Genomic DNA, 25,175 nt, shown 5'->3' with positions numbered 1-25,175 from the left:
ATAAAATTGAACGTGAAATGTTGTATAATAGCCTTTTGTTTAGTACACTTTATACGAGACAACATGAAGGAGGAAGAATTATGGATTTATGGGTTGTCATCCTTGTAGGCGTTGTTGCACTGCTTGCAGGAGTTGCACTCGGATTCTTTATTGCTCGTAAGTATATGATGAGCTATTTGAAAAAGAATCCACCGATTAATGAACAAATGCTTCGAATGATGATGATGCAAATGGGCATGAAACCGTCCCAGAAGAAAATCAATCAAATGATGAAAGCCATGAACAACCAAGCGAAATAATACGTACGATATTATGATCATAGATGGAACATGGTTATAAAGGATGGACAAGCGTTGTCCTTTCTTTATTCAATTCACCTTCATCAGACGCTTAAAACCACTGTACTTGCATGAATGAAGCAGGGAAAGTGGTTTTTATTATGGCGTCAAGCAGCATGTGAAAAAACAAAAAACCCCTATCTCAGAGGTTTTTGTTTCGTTTATGGTCACACATATCAACTGTTCTAAAAATGGTGCGGCATGATTGATATCATGAAGTATGATTAGTTGGCTGAGTTTGAGTGTAAGTGTCGTTGATATTGTAAGAGGAGATGATCTAGCTGCTGGCTATGTTCGATGGTCACTGTTGATGTCATCCCATTATGCAAGACAACTTTCATCAGCTCTTCTCTTTTTTCTTCAATTTGAGTTAATAATGATGTTTTTACCAAAGTCATGTTCCTTTCATGCAAATCTTGATAAAAAGAATCGATTCTATTATATCCATTTTAAGGTTTATTTTCAAATTTAAAGGATTCATTTATCTTGATGTCAAATTAAATTATATAAGGTTTTAAGAGAATAGACCATCTTTATTGAGGTGATGTAAAAAAAATGAAATGATTTTGTCATCTCTTATTGTATATTGTAAGAAGGGGGTGTTCTTTTGACAGATTTGAATTACTTTTTAGCATTTGGAGCAGGATTTCTTTCTTTTATTTCACCTTGCTGTCTGCCGCTTTATCCAGCGTTTTTATCGTATATTACGGGCGTTAGTATAGATGAAGTGAAATCTGAGAAGGTGATGCTGAGAAGAAGAAGTCTGCTTCACACATTATTCTTTTTAGTTGGGTTCTCTATTATATTTATTGCGATAGGCTTTGGGACATCGTTTGTCGGGAAGTTTTTTAATGATTATCATCAAGCGATTCGTCAAATTGGAGCCATCCTTATTATTTTCTTTGGTTTTATGACTCTTGGCGTATTTAAGCCCTCTTTCCTCATGGGCGAAAAGAGAATACAGCTCAAAAATCGTCCTGCTGGTTTTTTTGGATCCATTCTCATCGGAATGGGCTTTGCCGCTGGATGGACACCTTGTACTGGACCTATTTTATCCGCTGTCATCACACTGGCAAGTAACAATCCTGAGTCGGCGGTCATGTATATGATTGCGTATATATTGGGATTTGCCGTCCCGTTTTTTATTCTCTCCTTTTTCATTACGAAAATGGGGTGGATCAAAAAGCGTCAGCAGCTAATCATGCGAATTGGCGGAATCATTATGATTGTGGTAGGGATTTTGCTGTTCTTTGATCTTCTCACATGGATTATCATCATGTTCTCATCATTGTTTGGCGGCTTTACAGGCTTTTGAAATCGGTTTCTACAGTCGCGGCGAATGGTTTTTTTTCGTCAATTGGAGTATATTATACATAGGCTGACCTTAAAGAATAAAGGAATGATTTGATATGATGATCTTAATCTCTTCTATAATTGCGGTATGTATGGCGGTAGCCGTCATGTTTATTCGCATTAAGTCATCTGCAAAACCTGCAACGGCGAAAAAAATTATTTTACCTCCTATTTTCATGAGCACTGGCGCACTGATGTTTTTTGTTCCTATGTTTCGGGTAACTGGAGCTGAATTTCTAGAAGCGATCACAGTGGGGATGTTTTTCTCCATATTTTTAATCAAAACATCGAAGTTTGAAATCAGGGGCAATGACATCTACTTAAAACGGTCAAAAGCATTCGTGTTCATTCTCATTGGACTTCTTGTCCTTCGTATCGGGATGAAGACCATCCTAAGTTCTTCTATTGATTATGGTTCATTAAGTGGGATGTTTTGGATTCTTGCCTTTGGCATGATCGTGCCTTGGCGGGTTGCCATGTATTTGTCGTTTAGAAAGCTGTCTAAACAATTAGATCCGCAGCAGATTCAAATGAATTAAACCTCCTTTTAATAAAGGAGGTTATTTTAATAACGATTCATATGGCGAGTGATCAATGTTTTTTTCTTGAAGGCGCTTCAATAAAAACTTATGATCCCGCTTTGGTGTAGCCATAATGTAGCCGCGAATGATTAAGTCTAAATTAATGCTGGCAGCCTGTTCTTTTAATGCCAACTCACCAATTTTACCTGCAATTTTTTCTTTGGCAACATCTCTAAACAGCTCTGGAACAGGTAATACGAGTTCATTTAACAGCTGTTTGTCCTCATCCCGCCATAGGTGAAGGCTCTTTTGAATATATTCATCCTGCCAATCAAGCTCTGATTTCCCATCTTCCTTTGGCAATCGTTTTAAAAATTTGCGAAACATAAAAAAGCCACCGATTGCGAGTAATCCGATCATCACTGTACCCCAAAATAAAATGAACCACAAAAACCAGCCGCTTAACATGTTCTCACTCCTTATACCCCTTATCTCTCTATTTTATATTACATGAAGAGAGGATAGAAGAAAATAACAAAAATGTATGTCTATTATCTCTATAAACGCCCTTTTTCATTAATAGCCGCCCATTTACTAGAATGACCCAAACCGATTAGTAGAAATAGAATACATTATCATATAGCGACTCTACTATTTGGCCATGGTGGTTCGCAAAAGGTATGGACTTGAAACGAACGGGAAGAGAGCCCACCTATATGAAGGTGGGCTCTTAATGTTTGAAGTGCGGGATTTGAAAGGAAAATGCACCGCTTGGATGGTCGGAACATTTTTTAATTTTTATCGATATGATTTGGTTTTCATAATCTGTTGCAATGTCTTTGTCGTTTAAATAAAAAGGAAGCATCACGCTTTTTTCAATTGGCTGTTCGCCTTCACCTTTTGGCTTTTGTACTGTGTAAGTCAACGTCAGCTCATGTCCAGCAAAGGTCAGCTTTACATCAGTGATCGATAAGGTGGAGACATCGATTTCAATAATATAATCACGGCTTGTTTCATAAAGATCAATTGGGAGGTGTTCATCATACCAGGCAAATGGATCATCCATTAAAACATTGAGCCAATCATCTATTTCAAGGAAATCAGAGGAATTCGATTGCTTTTCATTCTCCATAAACACTCCTCCATCACATCTCATAATAAATCATATGATGAAAATGGAAATGTGTGAAAGACCTAAAACATCCCGTGTGGTCACGGGATGAGAGGGGAATGATTACATATCATGATGAGAATTGTGCTTTTGTCTTGTATGGTTGCGGTTTTTCACTTTTTTACTGCCTGATAACGGCTCAGGCTGACCGCCTTGATGCTCCTTAGGAGAGTTTTGACGGATGTCTTTCCCTGTGTTTTTATTCGTCATGATGTTTGGCTCCTTCTTATTGATTCTTTTTGCGTTTTTTATTGTTTTGTCTTTGTTCTTCTGTTAAAACGAGTTGATCATCTTCCGTATAGCCTGCGCCATTACCTTGGCTTTTGGCTGCGTTCATGCCGTCAATGACATGATTTGCTTTGCGTTTTGTCATGTTCTTTCACCTCATTTATAGTATGAACCCGATGCGCTTCGTTTATGAAGAGTAATCATTTCCTAATGATAAGTTAAACTTATTGAATTTAATAAAAGCATTGTTATTTACTTATGTATGAATTTGTTTTAAGATGAAATTGTGAGAAAATTGTGGTGAAATACGACGATTTTTCTGAGAATTGAAATTGATCTTGATCATCAAAAGGGGGATTTTGGACATGTCGAAACAGCAGCAAGTCGCTAAACAAGACGCTTTTCAATCTAGAAAAACGTTTTCGACAAATGGGAAAACGTATCACTATTATTCGTTAGAAGCACTAGAGAAACAAGGAATCGGAAATGTTTCTAAGCTGCCTTATTCCATTAAGGTACTTTTAGAATCAGTGCTTCGCCAAGTAGACGGTAGAGTGATCAAGAAGGAACACGTTGAAAACTTGGCAAAATGGGGAACTGCCGAGGTAAAAGAAATTGATGTTCCATTTAAACCTTCTCGTGTTATTTTACAAGACTTCACCGGTGTACCAGCCGTCGTTGACCTTGCTTCTTTAAGAAAAGCAATGGCAGATGTAGGCGGGGATCCGGATAAAATCAACCCTGAAATTCCAGTTGACCTTGTTATTGACCACTCAGTACAGGTTGATAAAGCTGGAACTGAAGATGCATTAAACATTAACATGGATTTAGAATTTGAACGTAACGCAGAGCGTTATAATTTCCTTAGCTGGGCAAAGAAAGCGTTTAACAACTACCAAGCTGTTCCGCCCGCAACAGGAATTGTTCACCAAGTGAACTTAGAGTATCTTGCAAGTGTTGTTCATGCGATTGAAGAAGATGGCGAGATTATCACTTACCCAGATACATTAGTTGGAACTGACTCTCATACAACGATGATTAACGGTATCGGTGTACTTGGATGGGGCGTTGGCGGTATCGAAGCGGAAGCTGGTATGCTTGGTCAGCCTTCATACTTCCCAGTACCAGAAGTGATTGGTGCTAAATTAGTTGGAGAGCTTCCAAACGGAACGACTGCAACTGACCTTGCATTAAAAGTCACACAAGTCCTTCGTGAAAAAGGCGTAGTGAACAAGTTCGTTGAGTTCTTCGGACCTGGTGTTGCTCAATTGCCATTAGCAGATCGTGCAACAATTGCGAACATGGCGCCAGAATACGGTGCTACTTGTGGATTCTTCCCAGTAGATGAAGAAGCGCTTGCTTACCTTCGCCTTACTGGACGTGATGAAGAGCAAATTAATATCGTTGAAGAATATTCTCGTGCAAATGGCTTATTCTATACGCCAGATGCAGAAGAACCAATTTTTACTGATGTTGTGGAAATTGATCTTTCTAAAATTGAGTCAAACTTATCTGGTCCTAAACGTCCACAAGATTTGATTCCACTTTCTCAAATGAAAGAGACGTTCCATAAACACATCGAAAGCCCAGCTGGTAACCAAGGGTTTGGCTTAGATAAATCAGAGCTTGATAAACAAATCGAATTTGATCTTGCAAACGGTGAAAAAGCCGTGATGAAGACAGGTGCGATTGCGATTGCAGCGATTACGAGCTGTACGAATACATCGAACCCATACGTGTTAATCGGAGCAGGTCTTGTTGCGAAGAAAGCTAGTGAGCTCGGTATGAAAGTGCCAAACTACGTGAAAACGTCACTAGCGCCAGGTTCTAAAGTTGTAACAGGATACCTTGTGAATTCAGGACTTCTTCCATATTTAAGAGACCTCGGATTTAACATTGTAGGTTATGGCTGTACAACTTGTATCGGAAACTCAGGACCGCTTGAGAAAGAAATTGAAGATGCTGTCTCTGAAAATGATCTGCTGATCACTTCTGTTTTATCAGGTAACCGTAACTTTGAAGGTCGTATCCATCCACTTGTGAAAGGGAACTACCTTGCATCTCCACCATTAGTTGTGGCTTATGCACTTGCTGGTACGGTAAATATTGATTTAACAAAAGATCCTATCGGTGTCGATAAAAATGGCGAGAACGTTTATTTCAATGACATTTGGCCATCAATGGACGAAATCAACAGCGTTGTTAAAAGCACTGTCACACCTGAGCTATTCCGTTCAGAGTATGAAACTGTTTTTGACAACAATGACCGCTGGAATGAAATTAAAACGACGGATGATGCATTGTACAAATGGGATGAAAATTCCACATACATTGATAACCCGCCATTCTTTGAAAACCTATCAGTTGAACCTGGTAAAGTTGAACCGCTTAAAGGCTTGCGCGTAGTTGCGAAGTTCGGTGACTCTGTCACAACTGACCATATTTCTCCTGCTGGAGCGATTGGTAAGGACACACCTGCGGGCAAATACTTGCAAGAAAGAGGCGTGTCGCCTAGAGACTTTAACTCATATGGATCTCGCCGTGGTAACCACCATGTCATGATGAGAGGTACTTTTGCAAACATCCGTATTAAGAACCAAATTGCACCAGGAACAGAAGGCGGTTATACAACTTACTGGCCAACTGGTGAAGTGACATCCATTTATGATGCATGCATGCGCTATAAAGAAGATGGAACAGGTCTTGCGATCTTAGCAGGTAAAGATTACGGAATGGGTTCTTCACGTGACTGGGCTGCAAAAGGAACAAACCTTCTTGGAATTAAATTTGTTCTAGCTGAAAGCTTTGAGCGTATCCACAGAAGTAACCTTGTCTTCATGGGCGTACTTCCTTTGCAGTTTAAAGACGGAGAAAGTGCAGAAACTCATGGTCTAACAGGAACAGAAACATTTGAAGTTCATGTTGACGAAACAGTTCGTCCGCGTGATCTCGTCACTGTGAAAGCAATTGACACAGATGGCAACGAGAAAACATTTGAAGTGGTCGTTCGCTTTGACAGTGAAGTTGAAATTGACTACTATCGTCATGGCGGTATCCTTCAAATGGTACTTCGCGAAAAATTGGCAAGCAACTAATACAGCAAAGAAGAGAAGGCGATTCAACAGCTTTCTCTTCTTTTTTAAAATAGTGGAGGATCAATCATGTGGAAAAAAGGAATGGCAAGCGCTGTTTTACTTGTGTTGATTGGTTTACTTGCATGGAATTTATTTGGGCCAAAAGAGCCCGCAATCGGTCTTGAAAAAGGAGATCAAGCCCCTGATTTCGAACTAAAAACCCTTGACGGCAAAACCGCCTCGTTATCTGATTACCGAGGGAAAAAGGTGCTCGTCAATTTCTGGGCGACATGGTGTAAGCCGTGCAGGACAGAAATGCCGGATCTAGACGCAATCAGGAGCGAAAATGACGAAGTTGAAGTACTAGCGGTGAATTTGACGACCACTGAAAAGAGTGTGGATCATGTGGCAGCATTCACAAAAGAATTAAAGCTGAGCTTTCCTGTTTTATTGGACCAAAAAGGCATTCAAGCAAGATATCAGGTGCTTTCATACCCAACGACCTACATATTAGATGAAAAAGGACGCATCATGTCTGTGAAGCATCAAATGCTGACTAAAAAAGAAATTGAAAAAGAGCTGGATCTATAATTGATTCAGCTCTTTTTGCTTATTTTCCAAATGTTTTGGCGAAAATGTAATCATACATATATGGAGGTGAGTGGAATGAGAAGAAGAAAACGACGCACATTTGAAGAGCTTGTGCTTGAAAATAAAAAAGAATTATTAAGCAATGAGGAATTTTTAAACCAGCTCGAAGAAAAGTTGGAAGAACGATTTAGACAAAAATAAGTCATGAATTATCCGTTTTCGTTCATCCTAAAGAAGAGGGAGGGATGAATAATGGGTAGAGAGCATGATAAACAAGCGCAGTTTACACCAGACCATTTAGGGACAAAACCTGTAGCATACAAACGGAATAAAGGTAAAAAGATGCATAATAAATCAAATGAACAGCCTGATGTGATACAGACGAAGGGCGAATAAGGAGGGGAATCATCATGAATAACGAGTCATATCAATCCAATCCAGATGATCGTTCTGATAATGTTGAAAAGCTGCAAGATATGATCGAGAACACACTTGACAATATCGATGAATCTGAAGCAGCGATGTCCGTTTCGACAGAGACAGAAAAGCAAATGATCAAACAAAAAAACGAAAACCGCAAAATGAGTATTGACGCGATGCGTTCTGAGATCAAGGACGAAGAAGCAGCAAGAAAGAATGGCTATACCGAATAAACCAGGGATTCCTGGTTTATTTTATTGCCTCTTTTTAGAAGAACCATTTGGAATGTGGTAAAATGGCAGAGACAGACCTTAGGTTTTGATAGGAGAGCGATGAAAACGTGTATGTATCCAAAAAAGAAATAGAAGTCCGTTATGCAGAAACAGATCAAATGGGCATCGTATATCATGCCAATTATTTAATCTGGATGGAAGTCGGCAGAACAGCATTGATTAAAGAATTAGGGTTTTCCTATGCGCAACTAGAAGCAGACGGTGCTCTTGCACCTGTTATAGACTTGCAGGTTCAATATAAAAAACCATTGCTGTATGGTGAAACAGCAACCGTTCATACATGGATTGAAGAATATAATGGTGTCAAAACGGTGTATGGCTATGAAATTCAAAAACCTGATGGACAAACAGCGATTACAGGGACAACCTCGCATATTTGTGTAGATAAAGACACCTTTAGACCTATTCAATTTAGAAAAGCCTTTCCTGCTTGGCATAAAGTATATGAACAGTCGAAGAAGCAGGTTTAATTTATGGCTTTTGGTATTAAACGAAGCGATTTAAACGCTTGGAAAACAGCTGTCCAGGAAGGAAAAGTTGCTTTTTTAACACACTACTGGCTCGATGACCGTTTTCCAAATGCCAATACCGTCACAAAAGCAGCCTGTCAGGATATGAAGCGGTTAGTTGAGTGGGGAGAAAGACATGGACTAAAAAAAGAATGGATTCATGACCGGGAAGGGTTTCCTCATTTTGACTTGATCGGTGAGCCGCAAAAAAGAATTCTGCAAAAGGAACGGTCTTTAGGAAACATTCAAGAGTATGGGCTGTATATTGAGGTTTAAAACAAAAAAGATACCCGAGGGATGAGGTATCTTTTTTGTTTATTCATAATGAAATTCTGGTTCTTTCACGGACTCGTTATAATCAATATGCAGATCATGGTTGTCAAAGTACCAAATATCACTTTCCTCAATAAAGAAAGTAATACCTTCTATTTCAGCAGTTGCGCCGGCATTTTGAGGTTCATCTTTTGCGACGCCGAGAGAAAAGCCTTTTTGAACATTACTGCACCCGCCATATCTCACAAAAAAGCGAACTTGATCACCTTTTTCTAAATCTAATTCATCCTTGTACCAATTGAGTGCATCTTCTTTTATTGTTAATTTCAATGTGATCGCCCCTTTTTGAAGTCATGCTGTTTTTTAAAATGCAGGATGCAAAAACAGCTTTTCTTTACTTTTACCACATATTTAAATGAATGAAACGGCTAGAGCCATTTGATTTTAGGTTCAGTTTTGTTGAGAATTCGTTTGAGGTTGGCGATGTGTCTGTAAATCACAAAGCCAGCAAGAACGGCAACAACAATGATTAAGAATAGGTCTTTGGTGAATATGCTGTAAATGAATGTATAGATACCGGTCAGCATAGATGATAGTGAAACATATTTACTAATGTATAAAAATAAGAAAAAAGCAGCGATCATCGTGATAAATAGGAATGGGGCATAAAATAGCAGCACACCGCCTGATGTAGCGACTGCCTTTCCCCCTTTAAATTTTGCAAAGACAGGAAAGCTGTGACCGATAACAGCAGCAACTCCTGCTAATAAGGGATGGATGTCCAGCTGCATGAAAAACGGTAAAGCTGAAGCAAGCGTCCCTTTTAGGATATCAGCAGTAATCACAATAGATCCTGCTTTTACGCCAAGTGTACGAAATGCATTCGTCGCACCTAGGTTTCCGCTGCCGTGTTCACGAATATCGATTCCCTTTGCAGCTTTCCCGACAATGAGACCGGATGGAATACTGCCGAGAAGATAAGCCAAAATAAACATCAAAGCAATTAACATCTGCATAACTCCTTTATATTCTCCCTCTTGTCTTACATTTTAACATGATCTTGTGAAAAACATGGGGAACTTTTTTTGAAAAAATCGAAAGCAGATGGATTCAGCTTTGTTTTTAAGCATAAATTCGCTAAAATAGAGGAAAAGGGAGTGTCTGGATGAACAATCCTACGAAAGAAGAAATTGGCCGTATATTAAAGAGCAGTAAACGAATTGCTGTTGTTGGATTATCAGATCAACCGCACCGGACGTCTTATATGGTGTCTAAAGCGATGCAGGATGCCGGTTATGAAATCATCCCAGTGAATCCAACAATCGATGAAGCACTCGGTGTGAAAGCAGTCGCTTCTTTAAAAGACATAAAAGAGCCTGTTGATATCGTCAATGTCTTTAGACGTTCAGAGTTTTTGCCAGAGGTGGCAGAAGAGTTTCTCCAAATAGACGCACCTGTTTTTTGGGCGCAGCAAGGCATATATCACGATGAAGCGAAAAGGCTGATTGAGGAAAATGGCAAGGTCGCCATCATGGATTTATGTATCAAGGTGGCTCATGCGATGACAAAAACTCATTAATTCGTCAAAAATCCTTGGTTTTTCAAGGATTTTTGCTTTTTTGTTGCAGAAATATATTTGCGATTCTAGAAGAAAGCGATAAAATAAGGCGACAGGGACATATCGGCGGCCTTGCATATCGAGAAAAAGAGCGATAAGATAAAAATAGAACATTTGTTCTGTTTTGCTAAAACCATCATATGATTGCATTTGGCTTATGAAACAGTCTTGTTTATAATGGACTTCTAGTTCTGATTGCAGAATGTAGAATGATTCTCATAGCTGTGCAAAAGAGCATGTATTGGTGAATCCCACATGCATGGTGATGATGCAGCTTATTAAAGTGGACAGTAATGAGCAGCATGATCATCATTAAAATCTAGAGAGATCATTTGATGATTAGCCGGTTATGTTTGTTAGTGAAAGGGGATTAAGCATTTGGTTAAAAAGCAGCAAGTAGATTATAACGATGATTCTATTCAGGTGCTAGAGGGGCTTGAAGCGGTCCGTAAACGTCCAGGGATGTATATTGGATCTACGGATTCACGCGGTCTTCATCACCTTGTCTATGAGATTGTAGACAACTCTGTCGATGAAGTGCTCGCTGGCCATGGAGATCATATCATTGTCAAAATACATAAAGATAACAGCATTTCCGTCCAAGATAAAGGTCGGGGAATGCCTACTGGTATGCATAAGCTTGGAAAACCGACACCTGAGATCATTTTAACGGTCCTGCACGCAGGCGGAAAATTTGGTCAAGGTGGATATAAAACAAGTGGTGGACTTCACGGAGTTGGGGCATCGGTTGTGAACGCGCTGTCAGAATGGCTTACTGTCACAATTGAACGGGACGGATTTATTTATCATCAGCGCTTTGAAAACGGCGGTAAACCTGTCACATCACTTGAAAAAGTCGGAAAATCGAAAAAAACGGGAACACTGATTCATTTTAAGCCGGACCCAACCATGTTCAGTGTTACGACCTATAATTTCGATACATTATCAGAGCGTTTAAGAGAATCTGCCTTTTTATTAAAAGGGTTAAAAATAGAGCTGATCGATGAACGGCATGATGTACAAGAGACGTTTTATTATGAGACAGGCATTGAAGCCTTTGTCGCTTATCTAAATGAAGAAAAAGATGTTCTAAGTGAAGTCGTCTCATTTGAAGGAGAGCATCAGTCCATTGAAGTAGATTTTGCTTTTCAATTTAACGATGGCTACTCGGAGAATATCCTTTCCTTCGTCAATAACGTCAGAACAAAAGATGGCGGAACACATGAGTCTGGTGCCAAAACGGCCATGACGAGAGCCTTTAACGAATATGCACGCAAAGTGGCCCTTTTAAAAGAAAAAGACAAAAATTTAGAAGGCACTGATATTCGCGAAGGACTATCTGCTATTATTTCTGTCAGAATTCCTGAAGAGTTGCTTCAATTCGAAGGGCAGACAAAAGGAAAGCTTGGGACAAGTGAGGCTCGTTCAGCTGTTGATGCTGTTATTTCTGAAAAGCTTGCGTATTTCCTTGAAGAAAACCGGGAAACAGCCACTCTTCTTGTGAAAAAGGCGATTAAAGCGCAGCAGGCAAGAGAGGCTGCTAGAAAAGCCCGTGAAGAAGCGAGGAGCGGCAAGAAACGTAAAAAATCTGAAGCAACGCTGAGTGGAAAATTAACACCAGCCCAATCTAGAAACCCAGCAAGAAACGAACTATATCTAGTAGAGGGTGACTCAGCGGGCGGGTCAGCAAAACAGGGACGTGACCGTAAATTCCAAGCGGTTCTGCCACTGCGCGGAAAGGTCATCAATACTGAAAAAGCAAAGCTTGCTGATATTTTCAAAAACGAAGAAATCAACACCATTATTCATGCAATTGGTGGAGGCGTCGGTGTCGATTTTAATGTGGAAGACATCAATTATGACAAAATCGTCATCATGACAGATGCGGATACGGATGGAGCGCATATTCAAGTGCTTCTCTTAACATTCTTCTACCGCTATATGAAGCCGCTGATTGAGCATGGCAAAGTGTTTATTGCACTCCCGCCTTTATATAAAGTCAGCAAAGGCTCAGGGAAAAAAGAAATTATTGAGTACGCATGGTCTGATGAAGAAATGGATGACGTATTGAAGAAAGTTGGAAAAGGGTACACGATTCAGCGCTACAAAGGGTTAGGTGAAATGAATGCCGACCAGCTATGGGAAACGACAATGAATCCAGAATCGAGAACACTTGTCAGGGTCAAAATTGATGATGCTGCACGTGTGGAACGCCGCGTCACAACTTTAATGGGTGACAAAGTAGAACCACGCCGTAAATGGATTGAAAAGAATGTCGCCTTTGGACTTGATGAGGAAAGCAACATTCTTGAAAATGAAAACTTGTCGCTAGCTGAGGAGGTTTAAACATGGCACAACAAGAACGATTTCATGATTTACCATTAGAAGAAGTAATCGGCGACCGGTTTGGGCGCTATAGTAAATATATTATCCAAGACCGTGCGCTTCCAGATGCACGTGATGGTCTAAAACCTGTACAACGAAGAATTTTATATGCGATGTACGCAGAAGGAAATACGCAAGATAAAAACTTCCGTAAAGCCGCTAAAACAGTCGGTAACGTGATTGGTAACTATCACCCACACGGAGACTCATCTGTTTATGAAGCGATGGTAAGAATGAGTCAGGAGTGGAAAGTACGAAATGTGCTGATTGAAATGCACGGAAATAACGGGAGTATTGATGGAGATCCGCCTGCTGCCATGCGTTATACGGAAGCAAGGCTGTCTGCCATTGCTTCAGAGCTTTTAAAGGACCTAGACAAGGAAACGGTCGAATTTGTTGCAAACTTTGATGATACAAGCAAAGAGCCAGTTGTATTACCAGCGATGTTCCCAAACCTTCTCGTGAATGGATCAACAGGGATTTCAGCTGGGTATGCCACAGATATCCCGCCGCATCACTTGGGAGAAGTCATTGATGGCGTTATTAAACGAATCGAACAGCCGCATTGTACGGTTGAGGATTTAATGACGGTCATCAAAGGGCCAGATTTCCCAACAGGCGGTATCATTCAAGGTGTAGACGGTATTAAGAAGGCGTATGAAACAGGAAAAGGGAAGATCATGATTCGCGGCAAAGCGGAGATTGAAACCATCCGCGGCGGACGCCAGCAAATCGTGATCACAGAAATTCCTTACGAAGTGAATAAAGCCAACCTTGTCAAAAAGATGGACGAGTTCCGAATTGAGAGAAAAGTAGAAGGTATTTCAGAGGTCCGAGATGAAACAGACCGTACTGGGCTTCGAATCGTAGTAGAGCTGAAAAAAGAAGCAGATGCAAATGGTGTGCTGAATTTCTTATATAAAAACTCAGATCTGCAAATCCCATATAACTTTAATATGGTAGCGATACATAACCGAAGACCGACCTTAATGACGCTGACAACTGTACTTGATGCATATATTGCCCATCAAAAAGAAGTGGTGACGAACCGCTCAGCGTACGAGCTTCGAAAAGCGAAGGAACGCCACCATATTGTCGACGGCTTAATTAAGGCACTTTCCATCTTAGATGAAGTCATTGCCACAATCCGTTCCTCTAATGATAAGCGAGATGCAAAGAACAACTTGATGGCGAAATATGACTTTACAGAAGCACAATCAGAAGCGATTGTTTCACTCCAGTTATATCGTTTAACGAATACAGATATTACGCAATTAAGAGACGAAGCAAGAGAGCTTGATGTGCGCATCGCAGAGCTTGAAGACATTTTAGCGAACGAGAAAAAGCTGCTGAAGGTCATTACAAACAGCCTGAAAAAGCTCAAAAAGACATATGCTGATGAGAGAAGATCCGTCATTGAGGAAAAAATCGAAGAAATTAAGATTAACCTTGAAGTGATGATTGCATCTGAGGATGTTTACGTGACAGTCACGAAGGATGGTTACATCAAACGAACAAGCCAGCGCTCCTATGCTGCCTCTAACGGTAAGGACTTTGGTATGAAGGATACTGACCGTTTGATTCATCAGTTTGAAATGAATACAACGGATGTACTTCTGCTGTTTACGAATAAAGGAAGCTACATTTATTGTCCTGTTCACCAGCTGCCAGATATACGCTGGAAAGACATGGGGCAGCATATTACGAATATCATTTCGATTGATCGCGAGGAATCAATCCAAAAAGCCATTCCAATAAAAGAATTTGATGAAACGTCATATCTTTTATTCTTTACTAAAGGCGGAATGGTGAAGAAAACAGAGCTTCTTCAATATAAAGCGCAGCGTTATTCGAAACCGCTTGTCGCCTTGAATCTAAAAGGTGACGATGAACTCGTAGATGTTCATGTCACATCAGGACAGCAGGAATTGTTTATTGCAACGAAAAATGGTTACGGTTTATGGTTTGATGAAGAAGAAGTAAGTGTTGTTGGACCGAGAGCGGCAGGTGTCAAAGGTATCAACTTGAAGGAAGGGGACGAGGTAGTCTCTGGCCAGATCATTGATCCGAAGAACGATGTCCTTGTGCTCACAACACAAAGAGGGGCAGTAAAGCGAATGAACCTCTCTGAATTTGATAAAACATCAAGAGCGAAACGCGGAGTTCTTATGCTGAGAGAATTAAAGAAAAACCCGCACCGTATTGTAGCTGTGATCGCTGCAGCGCTGCACGATACACTTGAGATAGATACCGAAAAAGGTACAACGATTCCACTTGATATTTCTACTTTAAGAGCAAATGACCGCTATAGCAATGGATCATTTATTGTAGATGAGGAAGAGCAGGGAGAAGTGACTCATGTCCTTCTGACACCTGAACGTGCACCAGATGACAATAAATAAGCAAACGAAAACCCCCTGCGACTGGCAGGGGGTTTCTTTTTATATACAGGTCAATTAGCTCTCGTGGTTGCCAAACATGCTTGTAATAGCGTGCACTACTTCGATTCCTTGGTAGACGAAAAGAGAAAGTGAAGTGACAGAGAATAGACCTAGAATGAAAATTCTTAAGAAAAATAACATCGTGTAAAACCTCCCAATTTTTGTTTTGATTTAGATGGTTGGGTTAAACACGAGCTTGTCGGAAATAAGAAGATTGATAGAACACTGCAAGTAAATGCTTCTTTTTCCGGTCAAATCGATCAGTATGAGTGATGCGTGCAAATCCAGCTGTCATACTGCCAATAATCAGCAGTGCTGTAAATGCGGCAAATACTGCGCTCACATGTTTTTGTTTCTTTTCATCGCCCATTGTCTGGACGATTTTCATTTCATGTGATTCTTGATCGGCAACCACCTTCGCATGATGGTATACCTGAACGGAATGAGGCATTGAGAACAAATGAAAACTTGCAAGTGCTATGCATAAAACACCTAATTTTAATAGCATATTTTTTTTCATTTTTCTCACCCCTTCCTGGTTATTTTCATGATCTTACCACGTTTTCAGTTATTTGAAAAGTCTTATTTTTTTACTTTCCCTCTTTAAAAAAGCGATAAACATCACGACATCTATAGGACTGTTTCACTTCATGAAAGGTTTCAATTTTATTTTTTAAATTTAAAAAAAGTGCCATGATCAAGGATCAGACACTTTTATTGAGCTTGTAATGAATGTGGTTTTGCTACAGCTTTAGTAAAGATTCCTGCAATACATATGGCAAATAGAACAAAGATAAAGGCATGAAGCAGTCCAACTTGATTAGCAAGTAGCCCTAAAATAGGAGGGCCGGAAAGGGAGGCTGTGTAACCTGATAAGGTCACAATACTAACACGTTTGACAGCGTACCGGCTATCATCGCCAGCTGCAGAAATGGTCAGCGGAAAGCCTAAAGATGCGCCAAGTCCCCATAAAAAGATCGATATCATACATACAACAAGTGAAATCTTTAAAATGACTAAGAATAGTCCGGCAGCTGCTGATAAAATGGCCACTCTTAGCAATAACACTCTGCCAAAACGATCAATCAATCGTCCGCTGATCAGTCTGCCGCTAATCATGCCGCATAAAAACAAAGCATAGATGACCGTACTCATGGAATGTGAAACTTGGTAGCCATCCACCATTGCAAGTGGAATCCAATCATTGGCCGAGCCTTCGACAAACGCAAGACATAAGGCAATCATCGCAAGAGATATCGTACGTTTGTTCAGCCATGCTGTTTGAGCAGGCTCAACTGTATCTGACTGCTTCTCATGCTGATCTTTTCCTGTCCCATGCGGGATAAATCGTGTACAAATCAACATGCTGAGGAAGAATAGAAGGGCAATAGCGAGAAGGTGCATCAATACAGAAACCCCTAGATGGATAAAAAGAATACCAGCACCTGCTCCAATTAACGTCCCAATGCTAAAGGAAGCGTGCAATATTGGCAGAATGGTTTTCTTGATGCTGTACTCAATCTCTGTTCCTTCTAAGTTCATCGCTACATTACACATACCAGAGCCTGCTCCAAAAAGAAAAAGACCAGAAGTGACGACAAAGATAGAAGAGAAGGTTGAACCAATGGCAAGGGTAGTAAATCCAAGGAACATCAAAAAAGCACTGATCACAATCGCCACTCGGCCGCCTTTTTTTCGGACGAATACATTTGAAAGAACAAGCCCAACAATTGAACCAACAGATAAACCGAGTAAAATAAGTCCCATTGTTCCTGTGTTTGCTTGTAATAAATCTCTAACTTCCGGTGTCCGTGAAAACCATGTAGAAATGGAGATTCCAGACATCGTAAAGATCACAATAATTGCTTTATACCACTTTAATTCCATCTAATCCCTCACATTTAAAGATATATATGTTATTGAACAAATCTACTCGATTATAAATGAGACTTGCTGATTCGTAAATAACAGGAGGGAGGAACGTGATGAAAAAATGTTGGCCAAAAGAAATTTCTTTTAGTGAGAGGAGTGAAATTGATGGATACACTGATTAATGAGCATTTTTCAGATGTTTTGACATATTAGAACGTTAAAAAGCATTGATTTGGTAAACACAATCCAACATCGACCGGAGCTATAATGAACGATTGATAGCAAAGCTCATAGCATCTGGCGCTGTTGTGACAAAAAACGTTACTGAGCAATGGTTTATCACTGTGAAATCCTGTGAATATTATCAAAGCATGTTATCAGATGAATTAATAAAAAAATGGATTTTTTCTTTCTTGTCTCAATAAGATAAGTATACTTAGTTTTGAGACAAAGGAAATCCATTTTTAGTTTAACTTCCTAGAATATATATTATGTAAACTAAAAAGAAAATATAAAGGTGAATTTAGATCAATTATTTTATACCCTTCTTTCTTTCTATACATGTTTCCAATGATAATTACGCCTTTTACTTGTTTGAACAGCTTCCTTGTCTCTATGACAAAAATTCAGTCATGTTCTTTCGTCCCATCAGTGGTCTTCATTATCAAAGTTTATTTACATGAAATCTGTATCAATTTACCATGATAAAAAAACGTTCTAACCATAAAATAAGAACTCTCCTTATCATCATCCAAAAAAAGAAAGGTTGTTGAGTGATTGAAGATGAAAAACAAATTGATCATTCCAAATATCGCCTCATCTACTAGAGAATTGGGGCTTAGATACAATGGTGATAATAAATAATGGAAACATTAATGGAAATCTTAAAGGTGTATGGAAGGATCATTACTATCATCCCCTGTCTTTTAATTATGACATTGTTTATGGGAAAACGGGCCATCGGAGAAGTGCCTGTATTTGATTTCTTGATCATTATTGTACTTGGTGCCGTGGCAGGGGCAGATATCGCTGATCCGGATATTCCTCATGTGTATACATTTTTATCAATAATAGCTATAGGGGTCTTACAAATTATTGTATCAAAATTGAAATTAAAACACCGAGCTTTTGGACGAATGATAACATTTGAACCAACTATTGTTATCCGAAATGGTGTTTTTATTGTAGGAAATCTAAAAAAAATCCGATATTCCTTAGATAATGTCTTACAAATGTTAAGAGAAAAAGATATTTTTGATGTAAATGATGTAGAGATAGCCTTAATCGAACCAAATGGGAAACTAACGGCTTTTAAAAAACCACATAAATTGACTATTACTGCAGAGGATTTAGGAATTAAAAAAGCATCTGATAATATTGCTTATCCTGTTATTATTGAAGGTAACATAGAAAATCAGATTCTCACTCAATTACATTTAAATGAACAGTGGCTTATTCAGGAGTTACAGAAGAAAGATCTGAAAATGAGTGATATTTTTTATGCATCTGTTAATGCGAACCATGAATTGCACGTATCATTAAATAGTCACCACAAATCCTTTAAGCCTGAGATAAATCATTAGTCTAACTTTTTTGTATATCCAGTACTGCTTGTAGAAATTCTCCAATAGCAATTAATCATCACTCCCCTTCACCCTGTAAACGTTTAAAAGAGCGATGTGCAATGTCGTATGCTACGACATCATAAGTCCTCCAAATAGGCTTTAGGCGAACTCCATCGCCCCGTTCACAGATGTATTGGACTTAGGGTGATAATTAACCTTGTAATTCATTTCTTTCAAAACGAGCGATATCTTTCATTGCTCCAATTACAATTAAGATATCGTTTTTCTGAATTTGTTCATGAGCAAGCGGGGAAATAATCACTTCTTTCCCTCGTTTGATAGCTACAATATTGATTTGATATCTTGCTCTAATATCAAGGTCAAGTAATGACTGATTTTCTAAATGGCCGTTTGCTTCAACCTCAATTAGTCCATATTCATCAGATAACTCCAAGTATTCGATGACATTATTTGTAATGATTTTATGCGCGATTCTTTTCCCCATATCTCTTTCTGGATGAACAACTCGATCGGCCCCAATTTTATTTAGTAACTTTTCATGGTAGTCGTTTTGTGCTTTTACCGTTACCAGCTTAACACCAAGTTCCTTTAATATAATGGTTGTTAAAATACTAGCCTGAATGTTTTCACCTATAGCCACTATGACATGATCAAAGTTTCGCATTCCTAAGTTTTTCAATACGGCTTCATCTGTTGAATCGCCAATGACTGCATGCGAAGCGATTTGCGCATATTCGTTTACACGATCTTCATTTAGATCTATAGCTAGCACTTCAAGTCCCTCTTCACTTAATGCTTTACATATACTTCCCCCGAAACGACCTAACCCGATAACAGCAAATTCTTTTTTTGGCATTTTAATGACTCCTTTTGTTGTCGATCAAATCTTTTCTCTATTTAAATAAAAACATCATAGATAAACATTTCTATCCCTATTCGTTATATAATAACATTAAAATTTCAAGTGAGTGAAAGTAGGATAGGACATGTTTAAATACGATCATTTTTTAAAAAAACCAGTAAAATTAACGCCTCCTCAAATTTTATTGTTTGGATTTTTGACGGTCATAGTGATAGGGGCATTTATTTTAACTCTACCAATCTCCACTGTTGAATCCATCTCAATCATTGATGCTTTCTTCACAGCTGTTTCCGCTACAACGGTTACAGGTTTAGCTGTGGTTGATACTGGAACAACCTTTACTTTATTCGGACAAATTATCATTATGCTGATGATACAAATTGGTGGGCTTGGTTTTCTAACTTTAGCTGTCATGGTCATTTTGTTATTTGGTAAAAAGGTAGGTTTACGAGAGAGATTATTGGTTCAAGAGGCTTTTAATCTGACAAATATAGGCGGTATTGTACGTCTTATAAAGGTTTTGTTTATCTTTTCAATAACATTCGAGTTAATGGCTACGTGTATATTATCATTTCGGTGGATACCGGAATATGGTTTTTTTAAAGGGATGTACATCAGTTTATTTCATGCCATTTCTGCTTTTAATAACGCTGGTTTTTCTCTTTTTTCAAATAGTTTGATGGACTATGTACATGATCCACTGATTAATTTGACCATCACCTTCCTGTTTATCATTGGTGGTCTTGGATTTACAGTGATATTTGACATTTGGAATAAGCGGAGATTTAAATTGTTATCAATCCATTCGAAACTGATGATCATAGGAACCCTCATAACAAATGGTGTTGCGCTTTTACTCATCTTTTTAATGGAATTTGGAAACCCACATACTCTAGGTTCTATGAATCTTCTTGATAAATTTTGGGCCTCTTATTTTCAAGCTGTAACACCAAGAACTGCGGGTTTTAATTCGCTTGATATAGCACATATGCATGAAAGCTCTTTAACTCTTATGATGCTTCTTATGTTTATTGGTGCGGGAAGTGCGTCCACAGGAAGCGGGATTAAGTTAACAACGATGATGATCATTTTGATCTCTGTCCTGCATTTTCTGAAAGGGAATAAAGAACCGGTTATCTATAGACGTACAATAAAACATGATGTAGTTATTAAGGCATTATCTATTAGTTTTATCAGTTTATGTTTTGTGTTTATCACTATTTTTTTATTGACTATGACTGAAAAAGCTCCTTTTATTGATATTGTCTTTGAAACTTTCTCAGCATTTGGTACGGTAGGTCTTTCAATGGGGTTGACTCCGGATTTAACGTTTTTAGGTAAGGTTATTCTGGCGATCCTTATGTTTATTGGTAGAGTAGGTTCTCTCACCATCGTATTTATCTTTATGAAACGAACGAGAAGCCCAATACGTTATCCTGAGGGAGAAGTATTTGTCGGTTAAAGTTAAAATAAACTTTAATGGATTCACCATGCTGAAGGTGAATCCATTTTTCATTATAAGAAGTTACTTTCCAGTCTCGGCAAACTGTTTCAATCGATCTCCAATTTCATCTCTTACCCTTTGGAAAAATGACCACTTCTCTTCTTCTGTTCCTTCTGCTTTTGCTGGATCATCAAAGCCCCAATGGACACGTTTGACATGAGGTGGAGTCATCGGGCATTTATCAGCTGCGTCACCGCATAGTGTTACGACCAAGTCAGCGTCATTTAATATCTTCTGATCAATCAGGTCAGACGTTTGATGAGAAATATCAATCCCTATTTCATTCATTGCTTTTACAGCATTCGGGTTTAATCCATGAGCTTCAATACCAGCGCTATAGACCTTCCACTCATCTCCAAGATGTTTTTTAGCCCAACCTTCAGCCATTTGACTGCGGCAAGAATTACCGGTACATAAAAAGTAAATTGTTTTCTTTGACATGTTGATCGTCTCCTTTAATGTATAATCAATAGCCAGAAATACAAAGCTAAAAGTGTAATGAATAGTGTTGGTACAGTTAAAATGACCCCTATTCTGAAATATGTCCCCCAGGAAATCTTCACACCTTTTTGAGAAAGAACATGAAGCCACAGTAGTGTTGCTAAGGAGCCAATGGGCGTAATTTTTGGTCCTAAATCAGAACCAATGACATTTGCGTATATTAACGCTTCTCTCATCATTCCCTGTGTATCGGTACCGGATATAGCTAATGCATCGATCATGACCGTCGGCATATTATTCATGACAGATGAAAGAATCGCTGCGATAAATCCCATACCAAGAGTTCCTGCAAATAAACCTTGATCTGCTACAGCTTGAATCACGCTTGAAAGAGCATCAGTAAGCCCTGCATTTCGCATGCCATAGACAACAACGTACATACCTATGGAAAAGAAAACGATCGCCCACGGTGCTTCTTTTAAAACGCTTTTTGTTTGAACAGCAGGGCTTTTTTGTGCAATGGCCAAAAATAAAATGGCAATCACACCAGCTATGACCGATACAGGTATAGATAAAAATTCGCTTGTAAAATAACCAATCAACAAAAAAGCTAATATATACCAAGATAATCTAAACATCTTTGGATCTTTTATTGCTTCACTCGGGTGTTTTAAATCATTCATATCATAGCGTTTAGGTATACTCTTTCTAAAGAAAAGGTACAGTACAGTGATACTCGCAAGCAATGAAAAAAGGTTTGGAACAACCATTCTGTATGCATATTCAATAAACGTAATGTTAAAATAGTCGGCTGTTACAATGTTCACTAAATTACTAACGACAAGGGGCAGCGAAGTTGTGTCTGCAATAAACCCACTCGCGATAATAAAAGGGAATACTATTTTTTCATTGAAGTTTAATGCTCTGACCATGGCTAAAACAATGGGTGTCAAAATAAGTGCTGCACCATCGTTTGCAAATAAAGCAGCGACGATTGCACCAAGGATGGTCACATACACAAACATACGCAGCCCACTGCCTTTTGCAGCTTTTGCCATATGCAATGCTGCCCATTCAAAAAAGCCAATTCGATCAAGTATGAGTGAAATGACGATAATGGCGACAAAAGCTAAAGTCGCATTCCAAACAATGCCAGTCACGGTGATCACATCGTCAACATTCACAACACCTACGATTAATGCTAAAATAGCTCCTCCACAAGCGGACCACCCTATGGATAAATTTTTTGGCTGCCAAATAACCAATACCAAAGTTAACAAAAATATGATTAATGATAAAACGGCAAAACTCAAACCCATCCCTCCTTACGAACAAGAAATGTTTGTTGCTTTATGTTGTATACTTTTTAAAAGGTCATCTTCTTTATCAATTTGATTTAAGATGATACGAAGCATCTCAAATTCTGGACACAGTGTATTGATTGAATAATAACGCCACTGCTCTTTTCTGTTTTCATGAACAAATCCAGCTTTTTTTAATTTTCGTAAATGCTGACTAATCGCTGGTTGACTCATTTCGAACATATCTACCAGTTCACAAACACAATATTCTTTCTCCAAAAACAATTTCATCATGATCAGTCTTGTTTGATCACTGAGTATTTTTAAACAATTCGACATATGTGTCACACCAATTGAAACATCTGCAGTCACAATGATTACCCCCTCTTTTCAACTATTGGTGTCGGTCCCTGTTATCAACTCCTTCAACAGTATATAACTGAAAACTTATATAATCAATTGATTATATGAATTTAAACAAAAATTTATTCTCGTGAAAATTATCGATTGATTTTCTTTTTAATTTATTTTATGATTTATTCATCAAAAAAAATTGATTAATGAAAAAGGAGAATTCTATGTCCCTTTCCTTTCCCTTAGAAAATAAACAGCTAGTGGATACATTTGAGTATTACGAACTGAAGTTCAAAGCATTATCTGATAAAAAAAGGCTGCATTTATTAAACGTTCTTTGCGAAAACGGCCCTACTTGTGTTTGTGATCTAATTGAGCAATTTCAGATGACACAATCTAAATTGTCATATCATTTAAAAATCTTATTAGATGCAGATTTAATCACAAAAGAAACAAGAGGTACATGGAGCTATTATTCATTAAATGAAAAAGAAGTGAATCATTTACTTTCACCAGAGCTATGTTGCTTATTTCGCCCTTCTTGCTAGGAAGGGAATTATTTTTAATTAATTAATTAATCAAAAAAATTTGATTTATAAGGAGCTACATAAAATGAAAGAAAATTTACCAGTAGTTATTATTGGCGGCGGCCCAGTTGGTATTGCCGCAGCTGCACATCTTATTAAAAGAAATGAATCATTCCTCTTATTTGAATCAGGCAAACAAATTGGGAATCATTTTTTAGATTATGGACATGTACGCCTGTTTTCATCATGGGAGTTTAATATTGATCAAGCTGCAAGGGAATTGCTAGAAAAACACCAGATCCCCCTTCCTTGTAAAGATGAACTCCCATTAGGAAAAGAAATTGTTACCCAATATCTAAGACCACTAACTGAACTACCAGAAATGAAGCCACATATTTATTTAAATAGCCCAGTTCTCCATGTTGGCAAAAAAGGTGTTGATAAAGTCAAAACAAAAGACAGAGATCTAGTGCCTTTTATCATTCGAGTGAAATTAAATAATCAAGAAGAAAAAACTTACGAGGCAAAGGCAGTTATAGATGCCACTGGTACGTGGAAAAACCCTAACCCAATAAATGCTGAAGGGATTATGACAGAAAATGAAAAAAGAGTTGCTGATCGAATTTATTATGGCATTCCTGATATTTTAAATCGCGATCTGATTCGGTATCAGAATAAAACAGTTGCAGTGGTTGGCAGTGGGCATTCTGCTGTTAACTCTTTGCTCGAGCTGGCAGAGCTAAAAGAGACATCAAAAAACACAGAAATCATATGGATTTTAAGAAAGCGGGATATTAGTGAGGTATTTGGAGGAGAAAACAATGATCAATTGCCTGCAAGAGGTCAATTAGGTATTAGATTGAGACATATTTTAGATAATGGATTAGTAAGGGTATTCCCTTCAATGTTGATTCAAAATATTGAACAAACTTATAATAGCAAATTAAAAATCATTGGCATCCAGAATAAAGAAGAAATAACAATTGATAATATAGATGAAGTGATTGCGAATACTGGAGCAAGACCTGACTTTAAATTCCTAAGAGAAATTCGCCATACATTTGATTCAGCATTAGAGTGCGTGCCGGATCTAGCTGACCTTATTGATCCTAACATACACAGTTGTGGCACTGTACGACCACATGGTGAAAAAGAACTGAGACAACCAGAAACAAACTTTTATATCATTGGTTCCAAAAGTTATGGAAGAGCACCTACATTTTTATTAGCCACCGGTTATGAGCAGGCTCGATCTGTTGTTGCTTATATGACTGGTGATAAAGAATCTGCTGAGCGTGTAGAACTTAAGTTACCTGAAACGGGTGTTTGTAAAGTTGCTTTAAAACCTAAAGTTGTGAAAACGTCTTGTTGTATTGATGGATAAATAAAAAGCAGGTAATATTTTTTCCATCGCCATTACATCAACATAATGATTATCGATTCTCCCTTGTTCTTTGAATATGCTACCCCATCGATTTATATAAACTTTGTCCTAATTCATTTAATGGGAAGT

The 25,175-nt window shown here is 38.4% G+C and carries 31 protein-coding genes; 17 read left to right on the top strand and 14 right to left on the bottom strand.

What is annotated here, in order from left to right:
- Positions 1-80: 80 nt before the first annotated feature.
- Positions 81-299, top strand: coding sequence for a YneF family protein (locus tag AWT60_RS16490; protein ID WP_003212379.1), 219 nt, complete (start codon positions 81-83; stop codon positions 297-299).
- A 263-nt stretch (positions 300-562) separates the two neighbouring features.
- Here AWT60_RS16490 and AWT60_RS16485 read toward each other — a convergent pair whose 3' ends face one another.
- Positions 563-736, bottom strand: coding sequence for an aspartyl-phosphate phosphatase Spo0E family protein (locus tag AWT60_RS16485; RefSeq protein ID WP_369810454.1), 174 nt, complete (start codon positions 734-736; stop codon positions 563-565).
- A gap of 209 nt (positions 737-945) precedes the next feature.
- On the opposite strand from AWT60_RS16485, the gene AWT60_RS16480 reads away from it, so the two are divergent.
- Together AWT60_RS16480 and AWT60_RS16475 are read left to right on the top strand one after the other, a co-directional pair.
- Entirely contained in the window at positions 946-1,653 is a 708-nt protein-coding gene (locus tag AWT60_RS16480) for a cytochrome c biogenesis CcdA family protein (RefSeq protein ID WP_075611440.1), read from the top strand.
- 94 nt (positions 1,654-1,747) lie between these two features.
- A complete protein-coding gene (locus AWT60_RS16475; RefSeq protein ID WP_024425136.1) occupies positions 1,748-2,230 on the top strand; it encodes a CcdC family protein in 483 nt (160 codons plus the stop codon).
- Between the two features lie 21 nt (positions 2,231-2,251).
- On the opposite strand, the gene AWT60_RS16470 is transcribed toward AWT60_RS16475, so the two are convergent.
- The 4 genes from AWT60_RS16470 to sspO form a co-directional block, all read right to left on the bottom strand.
- Positions 2,252-2,680: a DUF2621 domain-containing protein gene (locus AWT60_RS16470; protein WP_024427086.1), complete on the bottom strand. Its 429-nt coding sequence runs from the start codon at positions 2,678-2,680 to the stop codon at positions 2,252-2,254.
- Between the two features lie 262 nt (positions 2,681-2,942).
- A complete protein-coding gene (locus tag AWT60_RS16465) occupies positions 2,943-3,344 on the bottom strand; it encodes an Hsp20/alpha crystallin family protein (protein ID WP_039178919.1) in 402 nt (133 codons plus the stop codon).
- Positions 3,345-3,446: 102 nt separating this feature from the next.
- Positions 3,447-3,593, bottom strand: a complete 147-nt coding sequence (locus AWT60_RS16460) for a small acid-soluble spore protein P (protein WP_003211331.1) — start codon at positions 3,591-3,593, stop codon at positions 3,447-3,449.
- Between the two features lie 16 nt (positions 3,594-3,609).
- The gene (gene sspO / locus AWT60_RS16455; protein ID WP_039178922.1) at positions 3,610-3,756 is read right to left on the bottom strand and encodes a small acid-soluble spore protein O; all 147 of its coding nucleotides are present in this window, start codon (positions 3,754-3,756) and stop codon (positions 3,610-3,612) included.
- Between the two features lie 220 nt (positions 3,757-3,976).
- Here sspO and acnA point away from each other — a divergent pair, with 220 nt between their 5' ends.
- The 7 genes from acnA to AWT60_RS16420 all read left to right on the top strand — a co-directional run bounded on the left by acnA (position 3,977) and on the right by AWT60_RS16420 (position 8,774).
- A complete protein-coding gene (gene acnA, locus AWT60_RS16450; RefSeq protein ID WP_039178925.1) occupies positions 3,977-6,706 on the top strand; it encodes an aconitate hydratase AcnA in 2,730 nt (909 codons plus the stop codon).
- Between the two features lie 66 nt (positions 6,707-6,772).
- Positions 6,773-7,276, top strand: a complete 504-nt coding sequence (locus tag AWT60_RS16445; RefSeq protein WP_041085136.1) for a TlpA family protein disulfide reductase — start codon at positions 6,773-6,775, stop codon at positions 7,274-7,276.
- 75 nt (positions 7,277-7,351) lie between these two features.
- Positions 7,352-7,477 carry an FbpB family small basic protein gene (locus AWT60_RS16440; RefSeq protein WP_003211002.1) on the top strand — a complete coding sequence of 42 codons (126 nt, stop codon included), beginning with the start codon at positions 7,352-7,354 and terminating at the stop codon, positions 7,475-7,477.
- A gap of 51 nt (positions 7,478-7,528) precedes the next feature.
- Complete coding sequence (locus tag AWT60_RS16435) at positions 7,529-7,672, top strand: acid-soluble spore protein N (protein ID WP_008357830.1); 144 nt, start codon at positions 7,529-7,531, stop codon at positions 7,670-7,672.
- 14 nt (positions 7,673-7,686) lie between these two features.
- The gene (tlp, locus tag AWT60_RS16430) at positions 7,687-7,929 is read left to right on the top strand and encodes a small acid-soluble spore protein Tlp (protein WP_024427090.1); all 243 of its coding nucleotides are present in this window, start codon (positions 7,687-7,689) and stop codon (positions 7,927-7,929) included.
- Between the two features lie 107 nt (positions 7,930-8,036).
- Complete coding sequence (locus AWT60_RS16425) at positions 8,037-8,459, top strand: acyl-CoA thioesterase (RefSeq protein ID WP_024425143.1); 423 nt, start codon at positions 8,037-8,039, stop codon at positions 8,457-8,459.
- A gap of 3 nt (positions 8,460-8,462) precedes the next feature.
- Complete coding sequence (locus AWT60_RS16420; protein WP_039178934.1) at positions 8,463-8,774, top strand: hypothetical protein; 312 nt, start codon at positions 8,463-8,465, stop codon at positions 8,772-8,774.
- Between the two features lie 39 nt (positions 8,775-8,813).
- On the opposite strand, the gene AWT60_RS16415 is transcribed toward AWT60_RS16420, so the two are convergent.
- Both AWT60_RS16415 and plsY read right to left on the bottom strand, forming a co-directional pair.
- The gene (locus AWT60_RS16415) at positions 8,814-9,101 is read right to left on the bottom strand and encodes a HesB/YadR/YfhF family protein (protein WP_024425145.1); all 288 of its coding nucleotides are present in this window, start codon (positions 9,099-9,101) and stop codon (positions 8,814-8,816) included.
- 98 nt (positions 9,102-9,199) lie between these two features.
- Positions 9,200-9,781, bottom strand: coding sequence for a glycerol-3-phosphate 1-O-acyltransferase PlsY (gene plsY / locus AWT60_RS16410; RefSeq protein ID WP_024425146.1), 582 nt, complete (start codon positions 9,779-9,781; stop codon positions 9,200-9,202).
- Positions 9,782-9,936: 155 nt separating this feature from the next.
- Here plsY and AWT60_RS16405 point away from each other — a divergent pair, with 155 nt between their 5' ends.
- The 3 genes from AWT60_RS16405 to parC all read left to right on the top strand — a co-directional run bounded on the left by AWT60_RS16405 (position 9,937) and on the right by parC (position 15,176).
- On the top strand, positions 9,937-10,350 hold the full coding sequence (locus tag AWT60_RS16405) for a CoA-binding protein (RefSeq protein ID WP_041085137.1): 414 nt from the start codon (positions 9,937-9,939) through the stop codon (positions 10,348-10,350).
- A gap of 417 nt (positions 10,351-10,767) precedes the next feature.
- Positions 10,768-12,735 carry a DNA topoisomerase IV subunit B gene (gene parE, locus AWT60_RS16400; RefSeq protein ID WP_039178939.1) on the top strand — a complete coding sequence of 656 codons (1,968 nt, stop codon included), beginning with the start codon at positions 10,768-10,770 and terminating at the stop codon, positions 12,733-12,735.
- Between the two features lie 2 nt (positions 12,736-12,737).
- Complete coding sequence (gene parC, locus AWT60_RS16395) at positions 12,738-15,176, top strand: DNA topoisomerase IV subunit A (protein ID WP_041085138.1); 2,439 nt, start codon at positions 12,738-12,740, stop codon at positions 15,174-15,176.
- A gap of 54 nt (positions 15,177-15,230) precedes the next feature.
- Here the strand turns inward: parC and AWT60_RS18585 are convergent, their stop codons facing one another.
- From AWT60_RS18585 to AWT60_RS16385, 3 genes are all read right to left on the bottom strand, one after another.
- Positions 15,231-15,356, bottom strand: coding sequence for a hypothetical protein (locus AWT60_RS18585; RefSeq protein WP_254966705.1), 126 nt, complete (start codon positions 15,354-15,356; stop codon positions 15,231-15,233).
- Positions 15,357-15,399: 43 nt separating this feature from the next.
- Positions 15,400-15,735 carry a hypothetical protein gene (locus tag AWT60_RS16390; protein ID WP_039178946.1) on the bottom strand — a complete coding sequence of 112 codons (336 nt, stop codon included), beginning with the start codon at positions 15,733-15,735 and terminating at the stop codon, positions 15,400-15,402.
- Positions 15,736-15,929: 194 nt separating this feature from the next.
- Positions 15,930-17,102: an MFS transporter gene (locus tag AWT60_RS16385; RefSeq protein ID WP_218677494.1), complete on the bottom strand. Its 1,173-nt coding sequence runs from the start codon at positions 17,100-17,102 to the stop codon at positions 15,930-15,932.
- Positions 17,103-17,950: 848 nt separating this feature from the next.
- Here AWT60_RS16385 and AWT60_RS16380 point away from each other — a divergent pair.
- Positions 17,951-18,670: a DUF421 domain-containing protein gene (locus tag AWT60_RS16380; RefSeq protein WP_073979987.1), complete on the top strand. Its 720-nt coding sequence runs from the start codon at positions 17,951-17,953 to the stop codon at positions 18,668-18,670.
- A gap of 193 nt (positions 18,671-18,863) precedes the next feature.
- Here the strand turns inward: AWT60_RS16380 and AWT60_RS16375 are convergent, their stop codons facing one another.
- Positions 18,864-19,529 carry a potassium channel family protein gene (locus tag AWT60_RS16375; RefSeq protein ID WP_035700953.1) on the bottom strand — a complete coding sequence of 222 codons (666 nt, stop codon included), beginning with the start codon at positions 19,527-19,529 and terminating at the stop codon, positions 18,864-18,866.
- Positions 19,530-19,659: 130 nt separating this feature from the next.
- Between AWT60_RS16375 and AWT60_RS16370 the strand changes: the two genes are divergently transcribed.
- Positions 19,660-20,997: a TrkH family potassium uptake protein gene (locus AWT60_RS16370; protein WP_218677493.1), complete on the top strand. Its 1,338-nt coding sequence runs from the start codon at positions 19,660-19,662 to the stop codon at positions 20,995-20,997.
- A 63-nt stretch (positions 20,998-21,060) separates the two neighbouring features.
- Here the strand turns inward: AWT60_RS16370 and arsC are convergent, their stop codons facing one another.
- Genes arsC through AWT60_RS16355 form a run of 3 tightly spaced genes read right to left on the bottom strand, consistent with a single transcriptional unit; the run spans position 21,061 to position 23,120 of the window.
- Positions 21,061-21,480 (bottom strand): arsenate reductase (thioredoxin), encoded by a 420-nt coding sequence (gene arsC, locus AWT60_RS16365; RefSeq protein WP_041085143.1) that lies wholly within the window; start codon positions 21,478-21,480, stop codon positions 21,061-21,063.
- Between the two features lie 14 nt (positions 21,481-21,494).
- Positions 21,495-22,799: an arsenic transporter gene (locus AWT60_RS16360; protein WP_373272925.1), complete on the bottom strand. Its 1,305-nt coding sequence runs from the start codon at positions 22,797-22,799 to the stop codon at positions 21,495-21,497.
- Between the two features lie 6 nt (positions 22,800-22,805).
- Positions 22,806-23,120, bottom strand: coding sequence for a metal-responsive transcriptional regulator AseR (locus tag AWT60_RS16355; RefSeq protein WP_218677512.1), 315 nt, complete (start codon positions 23,118-23,120; stop codon positions 22,806-22,808).
- 239 nt (positions 23,121-23,359) lie between these two features.
- On the opposite strand from AWT60_RS16355, the gene AWT60_RS16350 reads away from it, so the two are divergent.
- Both AWT60_RS16350 and AWT60_RS16345 read left to right on the top strand, forming a co-directional pair.
- The gene (locus AWT60_RS16350; protein ID WP_218677492.1) at positions 23,360-23,683 is read left to right on the top strand and encodes an ArsR/SmtB family transcription factor; all 324 of its coding nucleotides are present in this window, start codon (positions 23,360-23,362) and stop codon (positions 23,681-23,683) included.
- A 64-nt stretch (positions 23,684-23,747) separates the two neighbouring features.
- Complete coding sequence (locus tag AWT60_RS16345; protein ID WP_218677491.1) at positions 23,748-25,046, top strand: NAD(P)-binding domain-containing protein; 1,299 nt, start codon at positions 23,748-23,750, stop codon at positions 25,044-25,046.
- Positions 25,047-25,175 lie beyond the last annotated feature (129 nt).

It is taken from the genome of Bacillus sp. F2HM, assembly GCF_019266135.1.
Lineage (GTDB): Bacteria > Bacillota > Bacilli > Bacillales > Bacillaceae > Bacillus > Bacillus safensis.
The sequence above is the reverse complement of the archived record's forward strand: the minus strand, read 5'-3'. Positions and strand labels throughout refer to the sequence as shown.